The following is a 16,873-nucleotide window of genomic DNA, read 5'->3' as shown; positions in this document are numbered from 1 at the left end:
AACCCATTGGAAGGCCGAGATGATCAAGACACGTATCACTGACATGTTCGGCGTCGAGACGCCCCTCGTCATGGGCGGCATGACTGGTGTCGGGGTCGCCGAACTGGTGGGCCCGGTCGCAGAGGCGGGCGCTCTCGGGTTCCTGACCGCTCACATGTTCCCCTCGGCCGAGGCGTTGATGGCCGAGATCCAGCGGGTCAGGTCCATGACCGACAAGCCGTTCGGGGTGAACCTCACCATTCTGCCGTCCCTGAATCCGATCCCCTACGACGAATACCGTCGGGCGATCATCGAGAGCGGCATCAAGATCGTCGAAACCGCCGGCCGCAATCCGGTCGACCACCTGCCCGACTTCAAGGCCAACGGGATCAAGGTCATCCACAAATGCACCTCGGTCCGCCACTCGGTGAGCGCCGCCAAATTGGGGGTGGACGTAATCTCCATCGACGGCTTCGAATGCGCCGGCCATCCGGGGGAGGATGACATTGGTCTGATCGTGCTGTTGCCAGCCACCGTTGACCAAGTGGACATTCCGGTTATCGCGTCGGGCGGGATGGCCGATGGCCGCAGCCTGATTGCTGCGCTGGCCCTGGGCGCAGAGGGCATCAATATGGGCACCCGCTTCATGGCCACTCAGGAAGCGACGATCCATCAGAACGTGAAGCAACGGATTGTAGAGAACACCGAGCGTGACACGCTCCTCACCAACCGGACGCTCCGAAACACAGCCCGCGTGGCGCGAAACGCGGTGTCCGAAGAAGTCGTCGCCATCCAGCGCGATCCCACCAAGACCATTGAGGATGTACGTCACCTCGTGGCCGGCGTCCGGGGCCGAACCAACGTGCTGGCAGGCGGTGACCTGGACGGCGGCATCTGGACGGTCGGCCAGAGCCAGGGCCTGATCCACGACATCCCCAGTTGCGCCCAGCTGGTGAAGAACATCATGCGCCAGGCCGAGGAGGTGCTGGAGAAAAACGCGAAGCGCCGGGTCCACGCCTAGCGGGGCGCCGACGGCGTGGGACTACGACGTACGCCTGGATCGATGAAGGGGCTTCGCGACTGCGCCGAGGGCTGACGCGGCGCGCATTTGGAAGCGCGCGCAAGCCGTCGCTTGACTGACGTTTGGGCAGCGGTCGACGATTGGCTTCCATGTCCCTAGCTGTCCTTCTCAGCACGCGTCACGACAAGGTGGCGCTGCTGACGTTCAATCGGCGACGGGCGCGCAATGCATTGAATGCCGAGCTCAGCCAGGCCCTGTGCGATGCAATCGAAGCCCAGCAGGACGCCGCTGCATCGCCATAACTGGCGCTGATCCGGCGTTCTGCACGGGGATCGGCGGAATCCTGGCGCCGATCGGCTGGCCGAGTTCCCGTCCTACACCAACGCCCTGGTCGCTTCGGAAGTGCCGATCATTGCTGCCGTAGCCGGGGCGGCGGCCTCGGAGAAAGCGGTCTTCGCCGACACTCACCTTCGCGTCGGCGTCTACCCCGGGCCGGTGGTTGTGGATCTCCCGCGTCGGGTCGGTATGGCCTGGGCCCGGGAGATTTCGCTAAGCGGCAATTTTTTGGATGCTGCGACGGCGCTTCGGATCGGGCTGGTAAACCACCTCGTGGCGCACGAGGAGCTGCTGCCGTTCACCATGCGGTTGGCGCAATCGATCGCCGAGCAGCCGCGCGCGATGGTTTCGGCCTTGCGCCGCGACGGGGACGAAAGCTGGGGCGCCGGTCGCCGAGGGGCGGCGTGTTCACGCCCACCGTAGGGCCCATGAGGGGTTCGCCGGGAGCCGTGGGGCGGATATCGCCGAGCGGCGCGAGGCGGTGCTCGCCCGCTCGCGCGACCAGCGGGGCAGCAAGCCGCCCGGCTCCGACCTTGGCGATCCAGCCGATCGCCCTGGACCGCTGCGTCGCGCTGGTCACAAACTCTGCGCCAGATCCGGGCCGTGGCCCAGAAGACCGGCCCGCCCCTTCCGCGGCGGGCCGGACGTCAGCAAGTCAACAAGCGATGCTCGCTCAGGCCATGACCTCGGTGAGCGGTCGCGAGGTCTTCATACTGGCTTCGCCGAATTCGCCGACGGAAACGCCAGCCAGCTGCATCGCGGTAAGGGAGACGCGCGTGACCGGCTCGCCCTTGGTGGCGATGTGCTGGCCGACCTTGTGACGGCCGTTCGCCCCGCCGGCGAGCAGCATCGGGATATTGTCGATGGAATGGATCTTGGCGTAGCCGGTGTCGCTGAAGGCCATCACCAAGCTGTGGTCGAGGAGCGTGCCGTCGCCTTCCTTGATGGCGTCCAGCTCGTGGATGAAGGCGCCAAAGCCTTCCATGACCATGCCGGCCAGTCGGCTGGTCTCGATCTGGTAGCCGAGCTTCGAGTCCGTCGGCTCGTCGTGGGTGATCTGGTGATAGGTCTTGGCCGAGCCGGTCATGTAGGTCTCCGAGGAGCCCGGCGTGTGGACCACGTTGAAGACCCGGGTCTGGTTGCAGGCGAGCCCCATGGCGAGCAGCTTGGCCATCACCTTCGTGTTGGCGTTCACCACATCGACCGATCCGGAGAACGGCGTGTCAGCCGGCTTGCCGGGAATGACGCAGGCCTCGCATTTCTCCGGCTTCTGCAATTGGATGGCGAGCTGGTTCTCCATCTCGCGAAGCGAGGTGAAATACTGGTCCATCTTGGCGCGGTCGGCGGTGCCAAGACCCCTCATCAGAGCTTCGCGCTGGTCAGTGATCGCCGACAGCACGCTTTGGCGGAGCATGATGCTGGGGTCGGGCTTCCAGTCCGGACTGTTGGGGTCCTGGAAGCCTTCGCCGTAAAGGCGGGTGTAGAGCGCCAGGGGGGACGTCTCGGGCGTGGCGAACCCCGTGCCGTTGCGCGTCGAGTAGCTGAAGGTCTTGCCGTTGGGGGACAGGTCCAAAACCTTGAAGCGGGTAGACGATCCGAGGGCGTCGGCCACCTTGGTGTCGAAGCTCGGCCCTTCCATCTTGCCGGTCGCGACTGGTGCGATACCTGAAAGGATGGAAGCGTGCCCCGTCCAGTGCACGACGTTGGGCTTGCCATCGCCTATGGCGCGGAAGCCGGAGAAGACCGACACCTTGTCCTTGAGCTTCCCGATCGATTCCAGCTCCGGCGTGATCTCGTAGCCGGCCCCGGTCTTGGCCGGAACCCAGCGCGTACCGCCGGTCGGCGTGTCCGTCAGGCCCAGCCCCCAGAAATAGGTGCCGAATCGGGTCGGCAGCTTCTGTCCGTCGGCCCAGGCGACCCCGTGGTTGTCCATGAAGATGTCGAGCGCCGGCAGGCCCACGATGACCCCGGCGCCGCCGACGAGGCCGCGCAGCAGCGACCGGCGGTTGAATGGCAGGCTCCTCATCGGGCGACTCCGTTCGTGATGTCAGGGTGGGCCAGGGCGATCTTGGCGGGGGCCGGCTGCGCCCCTTCGGGGGGCGAGATTTGGAAGAACTCCGGGCTGCCGGCAATGGAGGCCAGGAGTTCGGGATAGCGGTAGCCGGACGCAGCGAAGGCCGCTGTCTGTTGAGCCAGGTAGTTTCGGTCGCCGCCACGCGCATGACGCCCGACACCGTAGGTGAAGACGTTGCGCACCAAGCAGGACGGGACGCGCGAGTCGGTGTGCAGATAGGCGCCGAGGCCCGCGGCGCCGCTGAATTTGGCTTGGCCAACCTCGGCGCTGACGTCGATCGTCTGGCCGTTCTCTGTCGTGCGCAGCTGGCCGAGCCCATCGAAGTGCTCCAGCGCCAGGCCAGGGGGGTCGGAGGCGCGGTGGCAGGAGGCGCACCCTTCGTTCTCCATATGCGCCAAGAGGCGCGTGCGCACCGTTCCGTTCTGAAGCGCCTGGACCTTAGAGAAATCGACGTTGGGCGGCGGGTCCGGGGTCGGCGAGCACCGGAATATCTCGTTGATCTTGATGCCGCGCTTCGTCGGGGAAGAAGAGCCCGGGTGCGCGAAAACCGCCAGGAAGCCGACTTGCGACTGGATTCCGGCGCGCTCTGATGACGCCGGGAAGGTGTAAGGCGCCCAGGCCTGCGCCGAGGCGTAGGGGACGTTGTACACCGCCGCCAGCGCGCGGTTGATGAAGGTCTCGTTGGACGTGAACAGGTCGCGGTAGTCGCGCTTCTTGACGACCAGGAGGTCGACCACGGTCTTCAGCAGCTGTTCGCGAGCGGCGTCGGCTACGCTCTGATTGAACTTCGGGTAGGTGGCCGGGTCCTTGGTGAAGCCTTCGAAGGCGTCAAGCTGCAGCATGTCGGTGAAGAAGGCGCGTGCGCCGTCCTGCAGCCGTGGGGAAGAGGCCAGACGCGTGATCTGCTGCTTCAGGCCATCGGGGGTATGGATTGCGCCGCTCTGCGCAGCCGCCAGCAGATCGGCATCGGGCGGGGCGTCCCAGAAGAGGTAGGAAAGCCGCGACGCCTTCGCATAGCCGTCGAGTCGATAGGCGCCGGGGTGCGCGGGGTCGGGTTCGGCCGTTTCCACGCGAAACAGGAACTCCGGCGCCATCATGAGGCTGGTCAAGGACAGCTTCAGGCCGGCATAGAAGTCCTTGGCTTGGGTCGCGCCGAGGTCCGCCGTTTTCACCCGAGCATCGATTTCTGCCTCGGAGAGGGGCCTTCGATAGAGAACTTCTCCCACGCGCGCCAGGAAGGCCTGCGCGCAGGCGGCGTCGGCCGCCGCCGGGTTCGCCGGCTTGCAGCCGACCAGCGCATCCCGGCGCTTCGGGTCAGCCACCTGCTCGGAAATCGACTTGGCCAGGGCGTAGTACTGCTCGAAACCCGAGGCGGTGATCGACAGGCCGCTGGAGCCTACGGCCAGCAATCCGTCGTCGCGGCGGTCGGGCTCGAACCGGGCGTTGGCGACAATGTCGGCGCCGAAGAGGTCGCGGATCGTGTGACGATACTGGCTTTCCGTGATCCGGCGGGTCGAGACCTTGACAGTCTGGCTGACAGCGGACTGGGCCGCGCTCTGGACGGCGATCAGGCCAACGCCGAGCGCCAGCGTCGACGTGGCCAGCAGAGCCGAAATCTTCAATTGAATACGCAAACCCGACGTTCCTTCCTCGGCCCTGCCGGTGACGGTGTCTCGCGTCCGTCCGTCCGACCAGATCAGCTCAGTCCTTGGCGGTCATCGAAGACCGCAAAAATTCAATATCGAATCCGAAATTCGGGTCCGTCGCGCGGCCTAGAGGCCCCCGGCGGCGTTTCGTTGGGCCGCGGCGACGGCCGGCTTCGCGGCGCCGGCCGCAGGTGGGCGCAGCTGCTCGGCGGTCTGAGAAATGGCCTTGGCGCCCAGCGGCACAACCACGCCATCGACCACATTGTACTTGGTTCGGGCCATCTCGGGGTCAGGGCCCCGCGCCAGCGTCTTGAACGATTGGGCCTTTGCGACCTGGGCCTTGGCGTCCGGGGTCATGACGTAGGCGGGTAGGGCCTCAACGCGCATGGCGTAGGAGATGTGGGTCTTTTCGCCCCTGGGACCGGCGGGGCTGTAGTCGGCGTAGCGGCGCAGTGCGTAGTAGATGTCGGGCAGCCGCACCCACATCAGTTCCTCGATGACCGGCCCGCGAGCGTCGACCCAGGACTGATAGACCGGCCTCCACGGCCGGTAGCCGCCGATGTAGCCCTTCAGGGACCCATCGGGCTGCATCTTCAGTCGCAGTTGCGCCTTCAGCAGTTCGACCTCCCGGGCATAGCTGGGCTCGCGGAACCAGGCGTCCTTCGCCGCCTCGGTCGAGACGATCTCGCCGCCTGCGGTCTTGGCCGGGAACAAGACCTCGTACTTGGCGCTGGGGCGAATGCGAAAGGTGTAATCGCGTGCGATGTTTCCGTTGCCGTCCTTCACCATCGCATCGGGGCTGTCATAGAAGCCCACCGTGACCTTGGGGTCGTTCATCGGATCCGGACCCTGGCCGGAGACCACGATCACGGTCGTGAATCGGCCGTCACGCATATAGCCGTTCTGCGACTGGTTGCCGTTGGCCTGCCGCTGAGGCCCGCGCAGATACTTCCAGCAGCCGAGGGCCTTGTAGAAGTTGTTGTCGACACCCTTCTCGCCCGCCAGGCCGGAAAAGCCGGTCCTCTCATCGCCGTCGAGGTTGAGGCCTTCGGCTACGGCGCCGGAAACCGGCAGGAACTCGCCGCTTTCGGGCGTGGAGGTCGGATTGGCATAGACGTTCGCGCGGTCCTTGCCGCGGAACGCCATCTGGTTCTGGCTGTGGATGGCGCTGCGGGTGGGATTGGCCGGGTTGCGCAGCCACGTGGCCTCTTCCTTGGTGTAGCCGGCGTCGACCATCACCTTGACCCAGTCGATGTCTGGATTGGTCCCCTTCGGACAGTCCGTACCGGGCGCGATCACGCCTTCCTTGGCGCCGTAATAGAAGGCCGCCTCGGACCATTCGACGACATAGGTCTTGGTCCATGGATGGGCGACCGCCGGCGTCAGGCTTGTGATGGCCATCAGGGTCGCGAGGGCGAAGCGCATCCGAGGGTTTCCTTCCTGGCCGCTGATTACGGTCTTGCTTGCCCGAACTCTGCGGCTCCGCCAGAATACAGTCAAGCGTGAACGTTAAGTCTGACGTGTCACTTCGATCCGGGTTGGGGGCTGGCGTATCAATGGTGACGGCCAAGACGGCGTGGCGGAAAGGAGGGCTGGTCCCGGCCCTAACGGCGCCTCGCGCTCTCGATCGGCGATTCTTCCTTATGAGCGTGGCGATGTTGGGTTCGGCCGGCGCCTCGTCAGTCCGGGCCGCGCAGACCCATTCGGTCGTGATCTCCGACACCGGGACCGCCTTCGATCCACCCGCGATCACTATCAAAGCCGGTGACATCGTGGAGTGGGAGAACACAGCCATCGTGCTCCACAGCGTTACCTGCGACCCGGCCCTGGCGAAGAAGGCGGCAGATGCGGCCCTGCCAGCCGGGGCGGCGGTGTTTGATTCGGGCAAGCTGGCGGCGGATCAAAAGTTCGCTCACCGCTTCGATCAACCCGGAACCTATCGCTACTTCTGCAAATACCATGAGGAGATGGGCATGCTGGGAACCGTCGTTGTCGTATCATGATCAGGATGCACGCTGTGCGATCGGTTCTCCGAGGCGGCGCGTTTCTGGTTAGCTAGGGATTGAAGCCGCTTTGGCGGTCGAGTCTCTTAGTCTGAGGCAGTCAACACTAAGGAATGTCATGGCGATCAAGCCGGGATCATTGGGGCGTCCCGCGGGCCCGACGCATCGCACCCACGAGGAGCGAAGCGCGGCCACACAGCAGAAGATTATCGACGCGGCGATCCATTGCCTGCGCACCTACGGCTATGCCGCGACCTCGACGACGATGGTGGTGGAGATCGCGCAGCTCAGCCGCGGCGCGATGCTCCATCAGTTCGGGACCAAGGTCGACCTGATGCTGGCCGTAGCCAAGTATGTCGTGGAGAGCCAGAACAAGTTCATGGCCGAGGCCCTGGAGACCTATCCGCCGGGCCGTGAACGCTTCATCGCCCTGACCGAAGTCACCTGGCAGGCGCTGAGCCAGCCCGGCGCGATCGCCCTGCTCGAGATCATGATGGCCTCCCGCAGCGACGCCGATCTCGGCGCGCGGTTTCCCGCCGTCGCCGAGGAACTGGCGGTGTCCCAGCGCAAAGGCGCCTGGTACCTGGCGAAACAGGCGGGCATCACCGACCGCAAAGGTGTCGACGCCATGAGCCAACTGCATCGCGCGGCGATGCAGGGGCTTTCGATCAACATGATGTTCACCAAGGATCCGGACTCCCTGAAGCCGATGCTGGAACTGCTGCACCGGTACAAGGAGGCGACGGTGGACCAGCTGATTGCGGCCTCTGATCCGCCAAGCGACAGGATCGTCCGTACCCGGATCAACGCCAAGCGACCCAGGTAGCATTCCGTGCAGCGCCGCATGAAACTTCCTGCTTGACTGTTTTGTGCCGCCGCGCCTTTTTCGGGCTGCAGAAAAATGGGGAGGTTGGCATGCGCGGACGTCGGACATTGGCGGCGGTAGCCCTGGCGGGGGCGCTCTGGAGCCCGATGGCCGCCTCGGCCGAGCCTGTCGTGGGCGTGCGCAGCGTTCGTGTCGGCGCGGTCGATGTGGCCAAGACCGCCGCCTTCTATGAGACGGTCTTCGGCTTCAAGGAGGTGGCCCGCACCGAGCGCCCCGGGCTGTTCGAGATCGTCATGAATGTCGGCGCGACGGTCGATGAGGCGAAGGCTGCGCGGACGCCGAAGATCGTGGTGATCAACGAGCCGGCCGACGCCAAGCCGCCCGTGTCCAACGTCGTGCTTCGCTGTACCGAACTGCAGACCCTGGTGGCGCGCGCCCGCTCCAATGGCGGCTCAATCGAGCGCGAACCGACCAAGTCGGCGGCGACCGGCTCCCTCATCGCCTTTATCGTCGATCCTGCGGGCAATCGCCTCGAGGTCATCCAAGAGGCCAACTGATGCCGCCGTACGGCTATTTGCGGCCAATGCGGAATCTACAGGCAGGATTGACTGCTAACCCGGGCCGGGTACGCTTCCGAACAGGCGCGCGAAATATGGCCGAGGCCGCCTCGGAGGTGTCCATGAAGAGGTTGGCCCTGGCCCCGGTTATCGGGCTCCTCTTGACCGCAGCAGCGGCCGCTCCGGTCTCGGCGGCGGCCTGGAGCCGCGCCTTCGTCGTCGATTGGATGGAGCCCGCCTTCTACCACGGCGGCGCCGGCGACGATAACACCGCACCTGGGACCGACTGTCCGAAGGGGACCTATCCGTCGCATCCCATGGAGGTTGTGCTGAAGACCGGTTGGCGCAGCCAAGCCGACATCGACTACTACCGCGATGCCGAACACCGTGAGGCTCTCAAACGGGTGTTGCGCTTCCGGGGCCCGAACTACGAGAACGTGTGGGAAGAGCCGACCGAGGCGCCGGACCTGGGCCTGCAACCGGTGACCGGACACATCGGCTACGGCTTCAACCTCGACGGCAAGGTCAAGAAGACCGACTTCACCACGCCCGACGGCGAGAAGGGCATTGACAACAATTACTACCGCGCAGGGGGGTGCTGGGCCTCCTATCGTGGCGAGCCTTTCAAGTCGCAGCGCGGCGTCGGCATCAACAACTACATGCGCGATGGGCTCTACACGATCCTGATCGTGGTTTCCGGGACGAAGGATCCGGCGAACGACGACGATGTCACGCTGGGCTTCTATCAGGGCGCCGACAAGGTCGTGAAGGATGCGCAGGGCAACGTGGCGTCCGACGCCACCTTCGCCGTTGAGCCCAACCCCGCGACCCAGAGCATTATTAAGGCCTCGATCAAGAACGGTGTCCTCGAGACCAAGGGGCCGTCCGAGATCCGACTGCGGGACGAGGGCTGGAACCTGTCCCAGCCGGCGCAGCTGCAGCTCACCCAGGGCCGCATCCGCTTCCGGTTCACGCCGGCGGGCGGTCTGGAGGGTCTCTTCGGCGGCTACCGTGATTGGAAGGTGCTTTACCGCAAGCAGGCGGTGAACGGCCGCGACACCGAGATGAACCAGGGTATCGACCTGCCCAGCTTTTACTACGCGCTGCAGCGCTACGCCGACGCGGACCCGGACCCGAAGACGGGCCAGAACCGGCGCATCTCCACGGCCTACCGGCTGCGCGCGGTTCCGGCCTTTGTCGTCGCCCCGGACGGGGGCGAAGTGATCCGACAGGCCCGCCTGATCGACCACCACGCCGGGACACCGATGGCGGGCGGCGCGAACAACTAGATGCCAAGCAGAAAACCTCTTCGCCGGACCGCCGCAAGGTTGTTACTGGTCGCCGCGGTCGCGGGGCTGGGCCTGGTGGCGACCGCCACCTCGGCGCCCTCAGCGTCGGGACCCTCGGCCGCCCTGCCGCAAGTCGTGGGCCTGCGCCGCCTCACGGCTTCGCAGTATCGGCAGTCTGTGGCTGACATCTTCGGCCGCGACATCAAGATCACCGGCCGCTTCGAGCCGGAGGTGCGCCGCGACGGCCTCATCGCCATCGGCAGCGGTGAGGCGGCGATATCGACGTCCGGCATGGAACAGTACTTCGGCATGGCGGCCAGCATCGCCGAGCAGGCGACGGACGCCGGCCATCGCGCGGCGCTCGCCGGCTGCAAGCCCGCCGACCCAGCGGCGGCCGACGACGCCTGTGCGACGATCCTGGTGCAGCGCTACGGACGGCTGTTGTTCCGCCGGCCGCTGAGCGCGCAGCAGGCCGCGCAGCGCGTGGCGTTGGCCCACCGGGTCGCCGAGGCCGACCACGACTTCTATTCCGGAGTGCGTGAGGCCTTCACCAGCCTCCTGACCTCACCGGATTTCCTGTTCCGCATCGAGCGCGCCGCCAGCCGCGGGCCGGACGGAACCGCGGAACTCGACGGCTATTCGCGGGCGAGCCGGCTGAGCTATCTGCTGTGGAACACGACGCCGGATGAGACCCTACTGCAGGCCGCCGAAACCGGCGCGCTGATGACCGACGCCGGCCTAAGGGCCCAGCTCGACCGGATGACCGCTTCGCCGCGGCTGGCCGATGGTATGGGCGCTTTTTTTGACGACATGCTGCAGCTCGAGCTGTTCTCCAAACAGACGAAGGACCCGCAGTTCTATCCGAAATACAGCCAGCTGCTGGCGGCTCAGGCCCGCGAGCAGACCGTGCGCACGCTGGTTGACCAACTGGTGACCAAGAACGGCGATTACCGCGACATCTTCACCTCGCGCGACACCTTCATGACCCGCACGCTCGCGATGGTCTACCAGGTGCCTTACGTGGCTCGGACGGAGTGGGCGCCCTACACGTTCGAGGCTGATTCCGGCCGATCGGGCGTGCTGACCCAGATCAGCTTCCTGTCGCTGTTCTCACATCCGGGCCGCAGTTCGCCGGTGAAGCGCGGGGTGGCGCTGAACGAAATCTTCCTCTGCCAACCGACCCCGTCGCCGCCGGCCAACGTCGATTTCTCAATCGTCAACGGCACCTCCATGACCCAGTTGAAGACCAGTCGGGCCAAGCTGGAAGCGCACGCCACCGACGAGAGCTGCGCGAGTTGCCACACGTCCGTCGATCCGCCGGGGCTCGCCCTGGAGCGATTCGACAGCCTGGGCGCGCATCGCGATCTCGAGAACGGCGTACCGATCGACGTCCACGCGGAGATCGACGGCAAAAGCTTCGAGGGCGCCGGCGGCCTGGGGCTGCTGCTGCACGACAATCCGCGCGTGTCGTCCTGCCTGGTGCGCGACCTCTATGCCTCGGCCACCGGCCGCAGCATCGCGGCGGCCGACAAGCCGCTGGTCAACAGCCTGACCAAGACCTTCAGCGGCGGCGGCTATCGCATCGCGGCGCTGCTCAGGACCATGGCGCTCAATCCCGCACTCTACGAAGTCCGCCCTTCGCCGGCGCAGGCGACGGCCGCCCCGCCCGTGAAGGTCGCGCGCCTCGCATCGTCCAAGGAGTCCAACCGATGAAGACGCCGCGCTTTAGCCGCCGCTCCCTGATGCGCGGAATGCTGGGCGGTGGAACCGTCGCCATGGGCCTTCCGCTCCTGGACCTGTTCCTCAACGGCCATGGTCAGGCGCTGGCCAACGGCGCTCCAATGCCGACCCGGTTCGCGACCTACTTCTGGGGCCTGGGCCTGACGCCCTCGCGCTGGGAGCCGAAGACGGTGGGCCCCAACTTCGATGCGCCGCCGCAACTCGCCTTCCTGAAGGACGGCGGCCTGGACAGGAAAACCACCGTCTTCACCGGCTTTACGGTGGGGCTCGACGGCAAGCCGTCTCATCCGCACTGGACCGGCATGGCCGCGATCATGACGGGGCAGTGCCCGGCGCAGCTCAACAAGTTCGACGGCCTGCCCAGCTTCGACAACGCCATCGCCGACAATATCGGCCGCGGCACACGCTTCCGCACCCTCGAAGCCTCCTCGTTCCGGAGCGCCGTCACGGCCTACAGCTCGCGGGGCCAGGACAGCTTCAAGATGTGCGACGACAGCCCACTGGCGCTCTACACGCGCCTCTACGGACCAGGCTTCCAGGACCCGAACGCCGCCGATTGGAAACCGGACCCGAGGGTCATGGTCAAGAAAAGCGTGCTGTCAGCTGTGGGGGATCAGCGGACGGCGTTGCTGCGGGATGTGGGCGTCGCCGACCGTGCGAGGCTCGACCAGTATTTCACCTCGGTGCGCGAGTTGGAGCAGAAGCTGGACGCCGAGCTGAGAAAGCCCGAGCCCTGCGAATCCTGCGTCGTGCCGAAAGCTCCGGAGGAGCGGCCGCGCAAGGGCGACGTCCCCACGGTGGTCTACAACAATCAGGTGATGTCACAGCTCCTGGCGATGGCGCTCGCCTGCAACCAGACACGGGTGGTCAACTACCTGTTCACGACCGCCACGTCTGAGATTTACCGGCCCGGCGATGCGCCCGTCTATCACTCGCACACCCACGAGGAGCCAGTGGACGCCAAGCTCGGCTATCAGCCCATCTCCTCGGAGTTGGCCGATGTCAGCGTCGGCGGCTTCGGCACTTTCATCAAGGCGCTGGAGGCCATCAAGGAGGGCGACGGCACCCTGTTGGACCATGCCCTTGTGATGGGCTTCAGCGACACCGGATGGGCGAAGATTCACTCCATCGACAACATCCCGATGATGCTGGTGGGCGGCGCCAACGGACGTCACAAGGGCGGCCAGCATGTCAAGGTCGCAGCTGAGCCCGTGACGCGGGTCTCGCTTACGGTCCAGCAACTCGCGGGCGCGCCTGTGGGCAGCTTCGGGACCGGCTCGATGGCCACCTCGAAGCCGATCACGGAGATCATGGCATGAGGCGCGCCGCGGCGGCGCTGGCCATCGCGCTCGTGGCCGGGCCAGCACTGGCGGCCGACCCGGCGGACATGGTGGCGGCCGCCCACAAGTACGCAGACCAGGCGCCGACTGTCCTGGGCGTGCCGCGACTGGGCGAGGTGCAGATTCCCAACTACGCCACCGCCCGGTTCCGCGGCGTGCGCGCCAACTATAAGCGCTTCGAGGTGGTGAACGACCGGATCGTCTTCTGCGGCGAGGTGAACTTCAAGGACCCGAAGTCCGGAGCCATGAGCGGCTGGACGCGCTTCGCCTATCTGCCCGGAGATCCGCCGATCCTGGTGAGTCCGCTGGAAGGTTTCGGCCTGCGCGAAGTGGGTAAGCCCGTGCTGCGCAACATGTGCGAGACCGGCCAGGAATCCTGGCTGTCGATCGACTTCACGCCCGATTTCCAGAAGCCTCCAAACCAGCAGCGCTTCTAGACGCCGCGCGCGCGGCGTCCAACACCATCAAGAAACCCTCCAGGAGAGTCCGCCGATGGCGACCAAGTTACCCAAGTCTCTCGCCGCCGCGCTGGCGCTCAGTGTCCTGGCGGCGGCGGCTGCCGCCGCGACCCTTGCGCCGGCCGACGCCGTCGCCGTGCGCCAGACGCAGATGAAGGAGCTCGGCGCCAGCTTCAGGTCTCTGAACGAGGAGCTGCGTGGCGACACGCCGGACATGGCTAAGGTCAAGGCCGCGGTCGCGGCAATGAACAAGACCAGCAAGGACTTGCCCGCCTGGTTCCCGGGGGGAAGCGGCCCCGAGGCGGGAATCAAGACCCACGCCAAGGCCGAAGTCTGGTCCGATGCCGCGGGATTCGCAGGCGCCGCCAAGGGTTTCGCCACCGAGACCGCCAAGATGCAGGCGATGGTCGACAGCGGTGACACCGATGCGCTGTCAGTTCAGGCCAAGGTGGTCGGCCAGACCTGCGGCGCCTGCCACGCCGCCTTCCGCGGCAAGGACAGCTAGAGCCGCCAGGGCTCTGACCCGCGCGGACAACGAGTGCTGCGGAACGTCGGGAGCGACGACGGCTGGACGCGCGGACGGTTGCGACGTCGCGCTCAAAACCTCGATAAGAGAGCCCCCGACCCGCGAGCAGCTCTCACCCGCGCCGGCGCTTCAGCGCCTGTCAACGCGACACGCCCCAGGATGACGTGGCGCCCCGCGCGAGGGTCTTGCGTCGACCTGAAAACCACACCTCCGTCCGGAGTCTAAACGTTCGATACGGATTGCACATGCAGACTTGACTGTATTTACACTCTCTCGATATCTCCACGGCCAAGCTGGCTAACCAGCGTGACTGTGTCGGGAGGGAACTATGGGAAAGACTTGGCTGCTGGGCGGCGTGTCCGCGTTTGTGACCTTGGCGTGCGCTGTGAACCCCGCGGCGGCGGCAGCGGCGGCCAACGACGCCACCACAATCGAGACCCTGATCGTCACCGCCGAAAAGCGGGCGGAGAACATCCAGGATGTGCCGGTGGCGGTGACCGCAGCGAGCGGTGAAAGCCTGCGCACGCAGCATATCGAGCAGCTGCAGGAGCTGCGGTTCCTGGACACCAGCGTGAACTACAAGGTCAGTACGGGCTCGAGCACCTCGGCCTTCGCCATCCGCGGCGTGGGCACGGCCAGCTTCTCAAGCGGCCTCGAGCAGAGCGTGTCCACGGTGCTCGACGGCGTCGTGCTTTCCGATCCCTCGGCCGTGCAGACCCTGGCCGACATCGATCATGTGGAAATCCTAAAGGGCCCGCAAGGGATGCTGTTCGGCAAGAACGCGTCCGCCGGGGTGATCAGCATCACCACCAACGATCCGAAGATAGGCCAGTTGGGAGGCGAGGCCCACCTGTCCTACGGCGAGCACAACGAGCAGATCTTCCAAGGCGTCGTCAATGTGCCGATCAACGACGAGGTGGCCTTGCGCGTGGTCGCCACCCACAACCATCTCGACGGGTGGGTGACGGATCCGGTGCTCGGCGGCAAGGCTCTCAACCCGATCAACATCGACGCCGTCCGCGCCAAGCTGCTCATCAAGCCTACCGACGACCTCAAGATCGTGCTGTCAGCCGACGCCTCCTACACCGGCGACTTCTGCTGCTCGCAGGTCGTGCGCAGCGCGCCTGATCCCCATACGGGCGTGGCCGTATCTGACCGCCAGGTGGGCATCGTCGAGGGACCCAACAACTACCAGGTGGCCGACGGCGCGCCGGCTTTCGGGCATGGCCGCGTCTGGGGCGCCTCGGGCCAAGTCGACTATAACCTGCCCGCCGGTTACAGCCTGACGTCGATCACCGGCTACCGCTACTCGAACCGATCGAATTTCTACGACGCCGACTTTGCCCCGTTCAATTTCGCAGACATCAACGGCGGCACGTCCGTGGCGTCGAACTTCAGCCAGGAGCTGCGGCTGACGTCACCCACCGGCGAGCGCTTCGACTACGTCGCCGGGCTCTATTATTACTACGCGCGGACGGGCGGCACGATCGGCCAGATCGGCTTCTTCAACAACCCGACCATCGACACCTCCGTCATTCCGACCAGCGGGCAGATCCTGGCCAGCGACGCCCAGACGTCCGACGTCCATTCCAAGGACTATGCGGTCTTCGGGCAGGGGCGGATCCACTTCAACGACGCCGTGAGTCTCATCCTGGGGGCCCGCCTCACGCGCGACGAACTGGCGCTGGAGTATACGGAAAGCGGGCTCATTCATAATGTGCCGCTGCGCGGCCTCTATCCAGCGACGGGCTTCCCGGCCAACAGCTATATCGGCTTCCCGGGGCCTTACGTGACCCCGTGTGTGACCACCGCCGTGGCGCCGGCGCAGCCGAACTGCTTCCCGGCGATCAACCAGACCCTCGCCAACAACAACTTCTCCTGGCGCGTGACCCTGCAGGATGAATTCACGCAGGATATCATGGGCTATGCGACCGTCGCCCGCGGCTACAAGGGCCCGGGCTTCAGCGCCCTGACGGTGACCGCGAGCAACATCGTCAACAATCAGGTCGACCAGCGCATCCAGCCTGAAATCCCGACGTCGTTCGAGGTCGGGATCAAGAGCGAACTGTTCGACCGACGCGTGCTCCTGAACGCCGACGTCTTCCACACCGACTACAAGAACTTCCAGGCCCAGGTGTCGACGCCGACGCCGAACGGCTTCGTGTCGATCGTGCACAATGCCGGTGAAGTGAAGACCGAAGGCGTTGAGGTCGCCGCCGTCGCCAAGTTCACCCCTGAACTAACCGGCAACGCCCAGGTCAGCTACATCAAGGCGCGCTACGGCGACTTCCCGGGCGTGAGCTGCTACGTCACCCTGTCGAACCCCGCGACCGGCGCAACGGTCAACCAGCCCGAGTGCACCACCGCGGCGACCGCCACGCCGGTGCTCGCGGCGGGCACGATCAACGCCAACGGCAACCGTCTCGCGGGTTCGCCGGACTGGCAATATTTGATGGCGCTGAACTACGAACACCCCAACACCGTGGCCTCGCTGACCGGCTTTGGCTACGTAGGCTGGAACTGGCAGGGCAGGGTGGACTACGCCGCCAACAATGACCCGAAGCAGGAGCAAGCCTCGTTCGGGATGCTCGCGGCAAACATCGGACTTGGTGACGCCGACGGCAAATGGCGTGTCACGATCTACGGCACCAACCTCCTGGATAAGCACTGGGCCGCCGGCATCAGCCCGGCGCCGACGGCGGCATTGAACCCCGGCGGCACCATCCAGTACTTCAGCCCGGACTCGTTCCGTCACGTGGGTGTTCGCCTCGACGCGAAGTTCTAGTCCGCTCCTCGAACCGGGGCCGCCCTTCGCGGCGGCCCCGAATATTTCTGAGCTCACGATCAGCGAGCCCGCGGAACGGAAAATCGTCCGTCCCGTGGGCGCGCGCGTGACCGCAACTTAGCCGGCCACGCGCCGAGAGCCGGCGAGCCCACGCCGCAGCGAGCGGCTTAGTCCTCTGGCGTGGAGCGGCCCAAATTTGGCGCAGTCCAGATTCAGGGCAATTGAGCGGATGTCACAGGTGACCGGGAAGGGCTCGGTTCCGTCATTGGCGTCAATAAACGCTGAGCCCGGGT

The 16,873-nt window shown here is 65.7% G+C and carries 15 protein-coding genes; 12 read left to right on the top strand and 3 right to left on the bottom strand.

Translation table 11 applies throughout. The annotated features are described in order from the left end of the window. Nucleotides 1-19 precede the first annotated feature (19 nt). The 3 genes from VGI62_RS14150 (at nt 20) to VGI62_RS14140 (ending at nt 1,759) form a co-directional block, all read left to right on the top strand. The gene (locus tag VGI62_RS14150; protein WP_331505147.1) at nt 20-1,000 is read left to right on the top strand and encodes a nitronate monooxygenase family protein; all 981 of its coding nucleotides are present in this window, start codon (nt 20-22) and stop codon (nt 998-1,000) included. A gap of 149 nt (nt 1,001-1,149) precedes the next feature. Beyond that, nucleotides 1,150-1,302 (top strand): hypothetical protein, encoded by a 153-nt coding sequence (locus tag VGI62_RS14145; RefSeq protein ID WP_331505145.1) that lies wholly within the window; start codon nt 1,150-1,152, stop codon nt 1,300-1,302. A 100-nt stretch (nt 1,303-1,402) separates the two neighbouring features. Then, complete coding sequence (locus VGI62_RS14140) at nt 1,403-1,759, top strand: enoyl-CoA hydratase-related protein (protein ID WP_331505144.1); 357 nt, start codon at nt 1,403-1,405, stop codon at nt 1,757-1,759. Between the two features lie 250 nt (nt 1,760-2,009). Here VGI62_RS14140 and VGI62_RS14135 read toward each other — a convergent pair whose 3' ends face one another. From VGI62_RS14135 to VGI62_RS14125, 3 genes are all read right to left on the bottom strand, one after another. After that, nucleotides 2,010-3,362, bottom strand: coding sequence for a DUF1552 domain-containing protein (locus tag VGI62_RS14135; RefSeq protein WP_331505143.1), 1,353 nt, complete (start codon nt 3,360-3,362; stop codon nt 2,010-2,012). Continuing rightward, nucleotides 3,359-5,044 (bottom strand): DUF1592 domain-containing protein, encoded by a 1,686-nt coding sequence (locus tag VGI62_RS14130; RefSeq protein WP_331505142.1) that lies wholly within the window; start codon nt 5,042-5,044, stop codon nt 3,359-3,361. Before VGI62_RS14130 ends, VGI62_RS14135 begins: the two co-directional genes overlap by 4 nt. Nucleotides 5,045-5,182: 138 nt before the next feature. Next, entirely contained in the window at nt 5,183-6,481 is a 1,299-nt protein-coding gene (locus VGI62_RS14125; RefSeq protein ID WP_331505140.1) for a hypothetical protein, read from the bottom strand. Between the two features lie 218 nt (nt 6,482-6,699). Here VGI62_RS14125 and VGI62_RS14120 point away from each other — a divergent pair, with 218 nt between their 5' ends. The 9 genes from VGI62_RS14120 to VGI62_RS14080 all read left to right on the top strand — a co-directional run bounded on the left by VGI62_RS14120 (nt 6,700) and on the right by VGI62_RS14080 (nt 16,580). Beyond that, the gene (locus tag VGI62_RS14120; RefSeq protein WP_331505138.1) at nt 6,700-7,059 is read left to right on the top strand and encodes a cupredoxin domain-containing protein; all 360 of its coding nucleotides are present in this window, start codon (nt 6,700-6,702) and stop codon (nt 7,057-7,059) included. Between the two features lie 118 nt (nt 7,060-7,177). Next, entirely contained in the window at nt 7,178-7,885 is a 708-nt protein-coding gene (locus VGI62_RS14115) for a TetR/AcrR family transcriptional regulator (protein ID WP_331505137.1), read from the top strand. A gap of 89 nt (nt 7,886-7,974) precedes the next feature. Next, nucleotides 7,975-8,442, top strand: coding sequence for a VOC family protein (locus VGI62_RS14110; RefSeq protein ID WP_331505136.1), 468 nt, complete (start codon nt 7,975-7,977; stop codon nt 8,440-8,442). Nucleotides 8,443-8,564: 122 nt separating this feature from the next. Next, nucleotides 8,565-9,731, top strand: coding sequence for a hypothetical protein (locus VGI62_RS14105; RefSeq protein ID WP_331505135.1), 1,167 nt, complete (start codon nt 8,565-8,567; stop codon nt 9,729-9,731). Beyond that, nucleotides 9,732-11,444 carry a DUF1592 domain-containing protein gene (locus tag VGI62_RS14100; RefSeq protein ID WP_331505134.1) on the top strand — a complete coding sequence of 571 codons (1,713 nt, stop codon included), beginning with the start codon at nt 9,732-9,734 and terminating at the stop codon, nt 11,442-11,444. Continuing rightward, nucleotides 11,441-12,790 (top strand): DUF1552 domain-containing protein, encoded by a 1,350-nt coding sequence (locus VGI62_RS14095; protein WP_331505133.1) that lies wholly within the window; start codon nt 11,441-11,443, stop codon nt 12,788-12,790. The genes VGI62_RS14100 and VGI62_RS14095 overlap by 4 nt, the downstream gene beginning before the upstream one ends. Then, nucleotides 12,787-13,248: a hypothetical protein gene (locus VGI62_RS14090; RefSeq protein ID WP_331505132.1), complete on the top strand. Its 462-nt coding sequence runs from the start codon at nt 12,787-12,789 to the stop codon at nt 13,246-13,248. The genes VGI62_RS14095 and VGI62_RS14090 overlap by 4 nt, the downstream gene beginning before the upstream one ends. A 55-nt stretch (nt 13,249-13,303) precedes the next feature. After that, complete coding sequence (locus tag VGI62_RS14085; RefSeq protein ID WP_331505131.1) at nt 13,304-13,774, top strand: cytochrome c; 471 nt, start codon at nt 13,304-13,306, stop codon at nt 13,772-13,774. A 349-nt stretch (nt 13,775-14,123) separates the two neighbouring features. Further along, a complete protein-coding gene (locus VGI62_RS14080; protein WP_331505130.1) occupies nt 14,124-16,580 on the top strand; it encodes a TonB-dependent receptor in 2,457 nt (818 codons plus the stop codon). Nucleotides 16,581-16,873 lie beyond the last annotated feature (293 nt).

Source organism: Phenylobacterium sp., assembly GCF_036495085.1.
Lineage (GTDB): Bacteria > Pseudomonadota > Alphaproteobacteria > Caulobacterales > Caulobacteraceae > Phenylobacterium.
Note: the sequence above shows the minus strand (reverse complement) of the source record. Positions and strands in the feature narration are given on the sequence as shown.

What these genes read in the sequence shown, in the direction of transcription:
- VGI62_RS14150 (WP_331505147.1), top strand. Translation starts at nt 20, where the DNA reads ATGATCAAGACACGTATCACTGACATGTTCGGCGTCGAGACGCCCCTC.
- VGI62_RS14145 (WP_331505145.1), top strand. Translation starts at nt 1,150, where the DNA reads ATGTCCCTAGCTGTCCTTCTCAGCACGCGTCACGACAAGGTGGCGCTG.
- VGI62_RS14135 (WP_331505143.1), bottom strand. Translation starts at nt 3,362, where the DNA reads ATGAGGAGCCTGCCATTCAACCGCCGGTCGCTGCTGCGCGGCCTCGTC.
- VGI62_RS14125 (WP_331505140.1), bottom strand. Translation starts at nt 6,481, where the DNA reads ATGCGCTTCGCCCTCGCGACCCTGATGGCCATCACAAGCCTGACGCCG.
- VGI62_RS14120 (WP_331505138.1), top strand. Translation starts at nt 6,700, where the DNA reads ATGAGCGTGGCGATGTTGGGTTCGGCCGGCGCCTCGTCAGTCCGGGCC.
- VGI62_RS14115 (WP_331505137.1), top strand. Translation starts at nt 7,178, where the DNA reads ATGGCGATCAAGCCGGGATCATTGGGGCGTCCCGCGGGCCCGACGCAT.
- VGI62_RS14110 (WP_331505136.1), top strand. Translation starts at nt 7,975, where the DNA reads ATGCGCGGACGTCGGACATTGGCGGCGGTAGCCCTGGCGGGGGCGCTC.
- VGI62_RS14105 (WP_331505135.1), top strand. Translation starts at nt 8,565, where the DNA reads ATGAAGAGGTTGGCCCTGGCCCCGGTTATCGGGCTCCTCTTGACCGCA.
- VGI62_RS14100 (WP_331505134.1), top strand. Translation starts at nt 9,732, where the DNA reads ATGCCAAGCAGAAAACCTCTTCGCCGGACCGCCGCAAGGTTGTTACTG.
- VGI62_RS14095 (WP_331505133.1), top strand. Translation starts at nt 11,441, where the DNA reads ATGAAGACGCCGCGCTTTAGCCGCCGCTCCCTGATGCGCGGAATGCTG.
- VGI62_RS14090 (WP_331505132.1), top strand. Translation starts at nt 12,787, where the DNA reads ATGAGGCGCGCCGCGGCGGCGCTGGCCATCGCGCTCGTGGCCGGGCCA.
- VGI62_RS14085 (WP_331505131.1), top strand. Translation starts at nt 13,304, where the DNA reads ATGGCGACCAAGTTACCCAAGTCTCTCGCCGCCGCGCTGGCGCTCAGT.
- VGI62_RS14080 (WP_331505130.1), top strand. Translation starts at nt 14,124, where the DNA reads ATGGGAAAGACTTGGCTGCTGGGCGGCGTGTCCGCGTTTGTGACCTTG.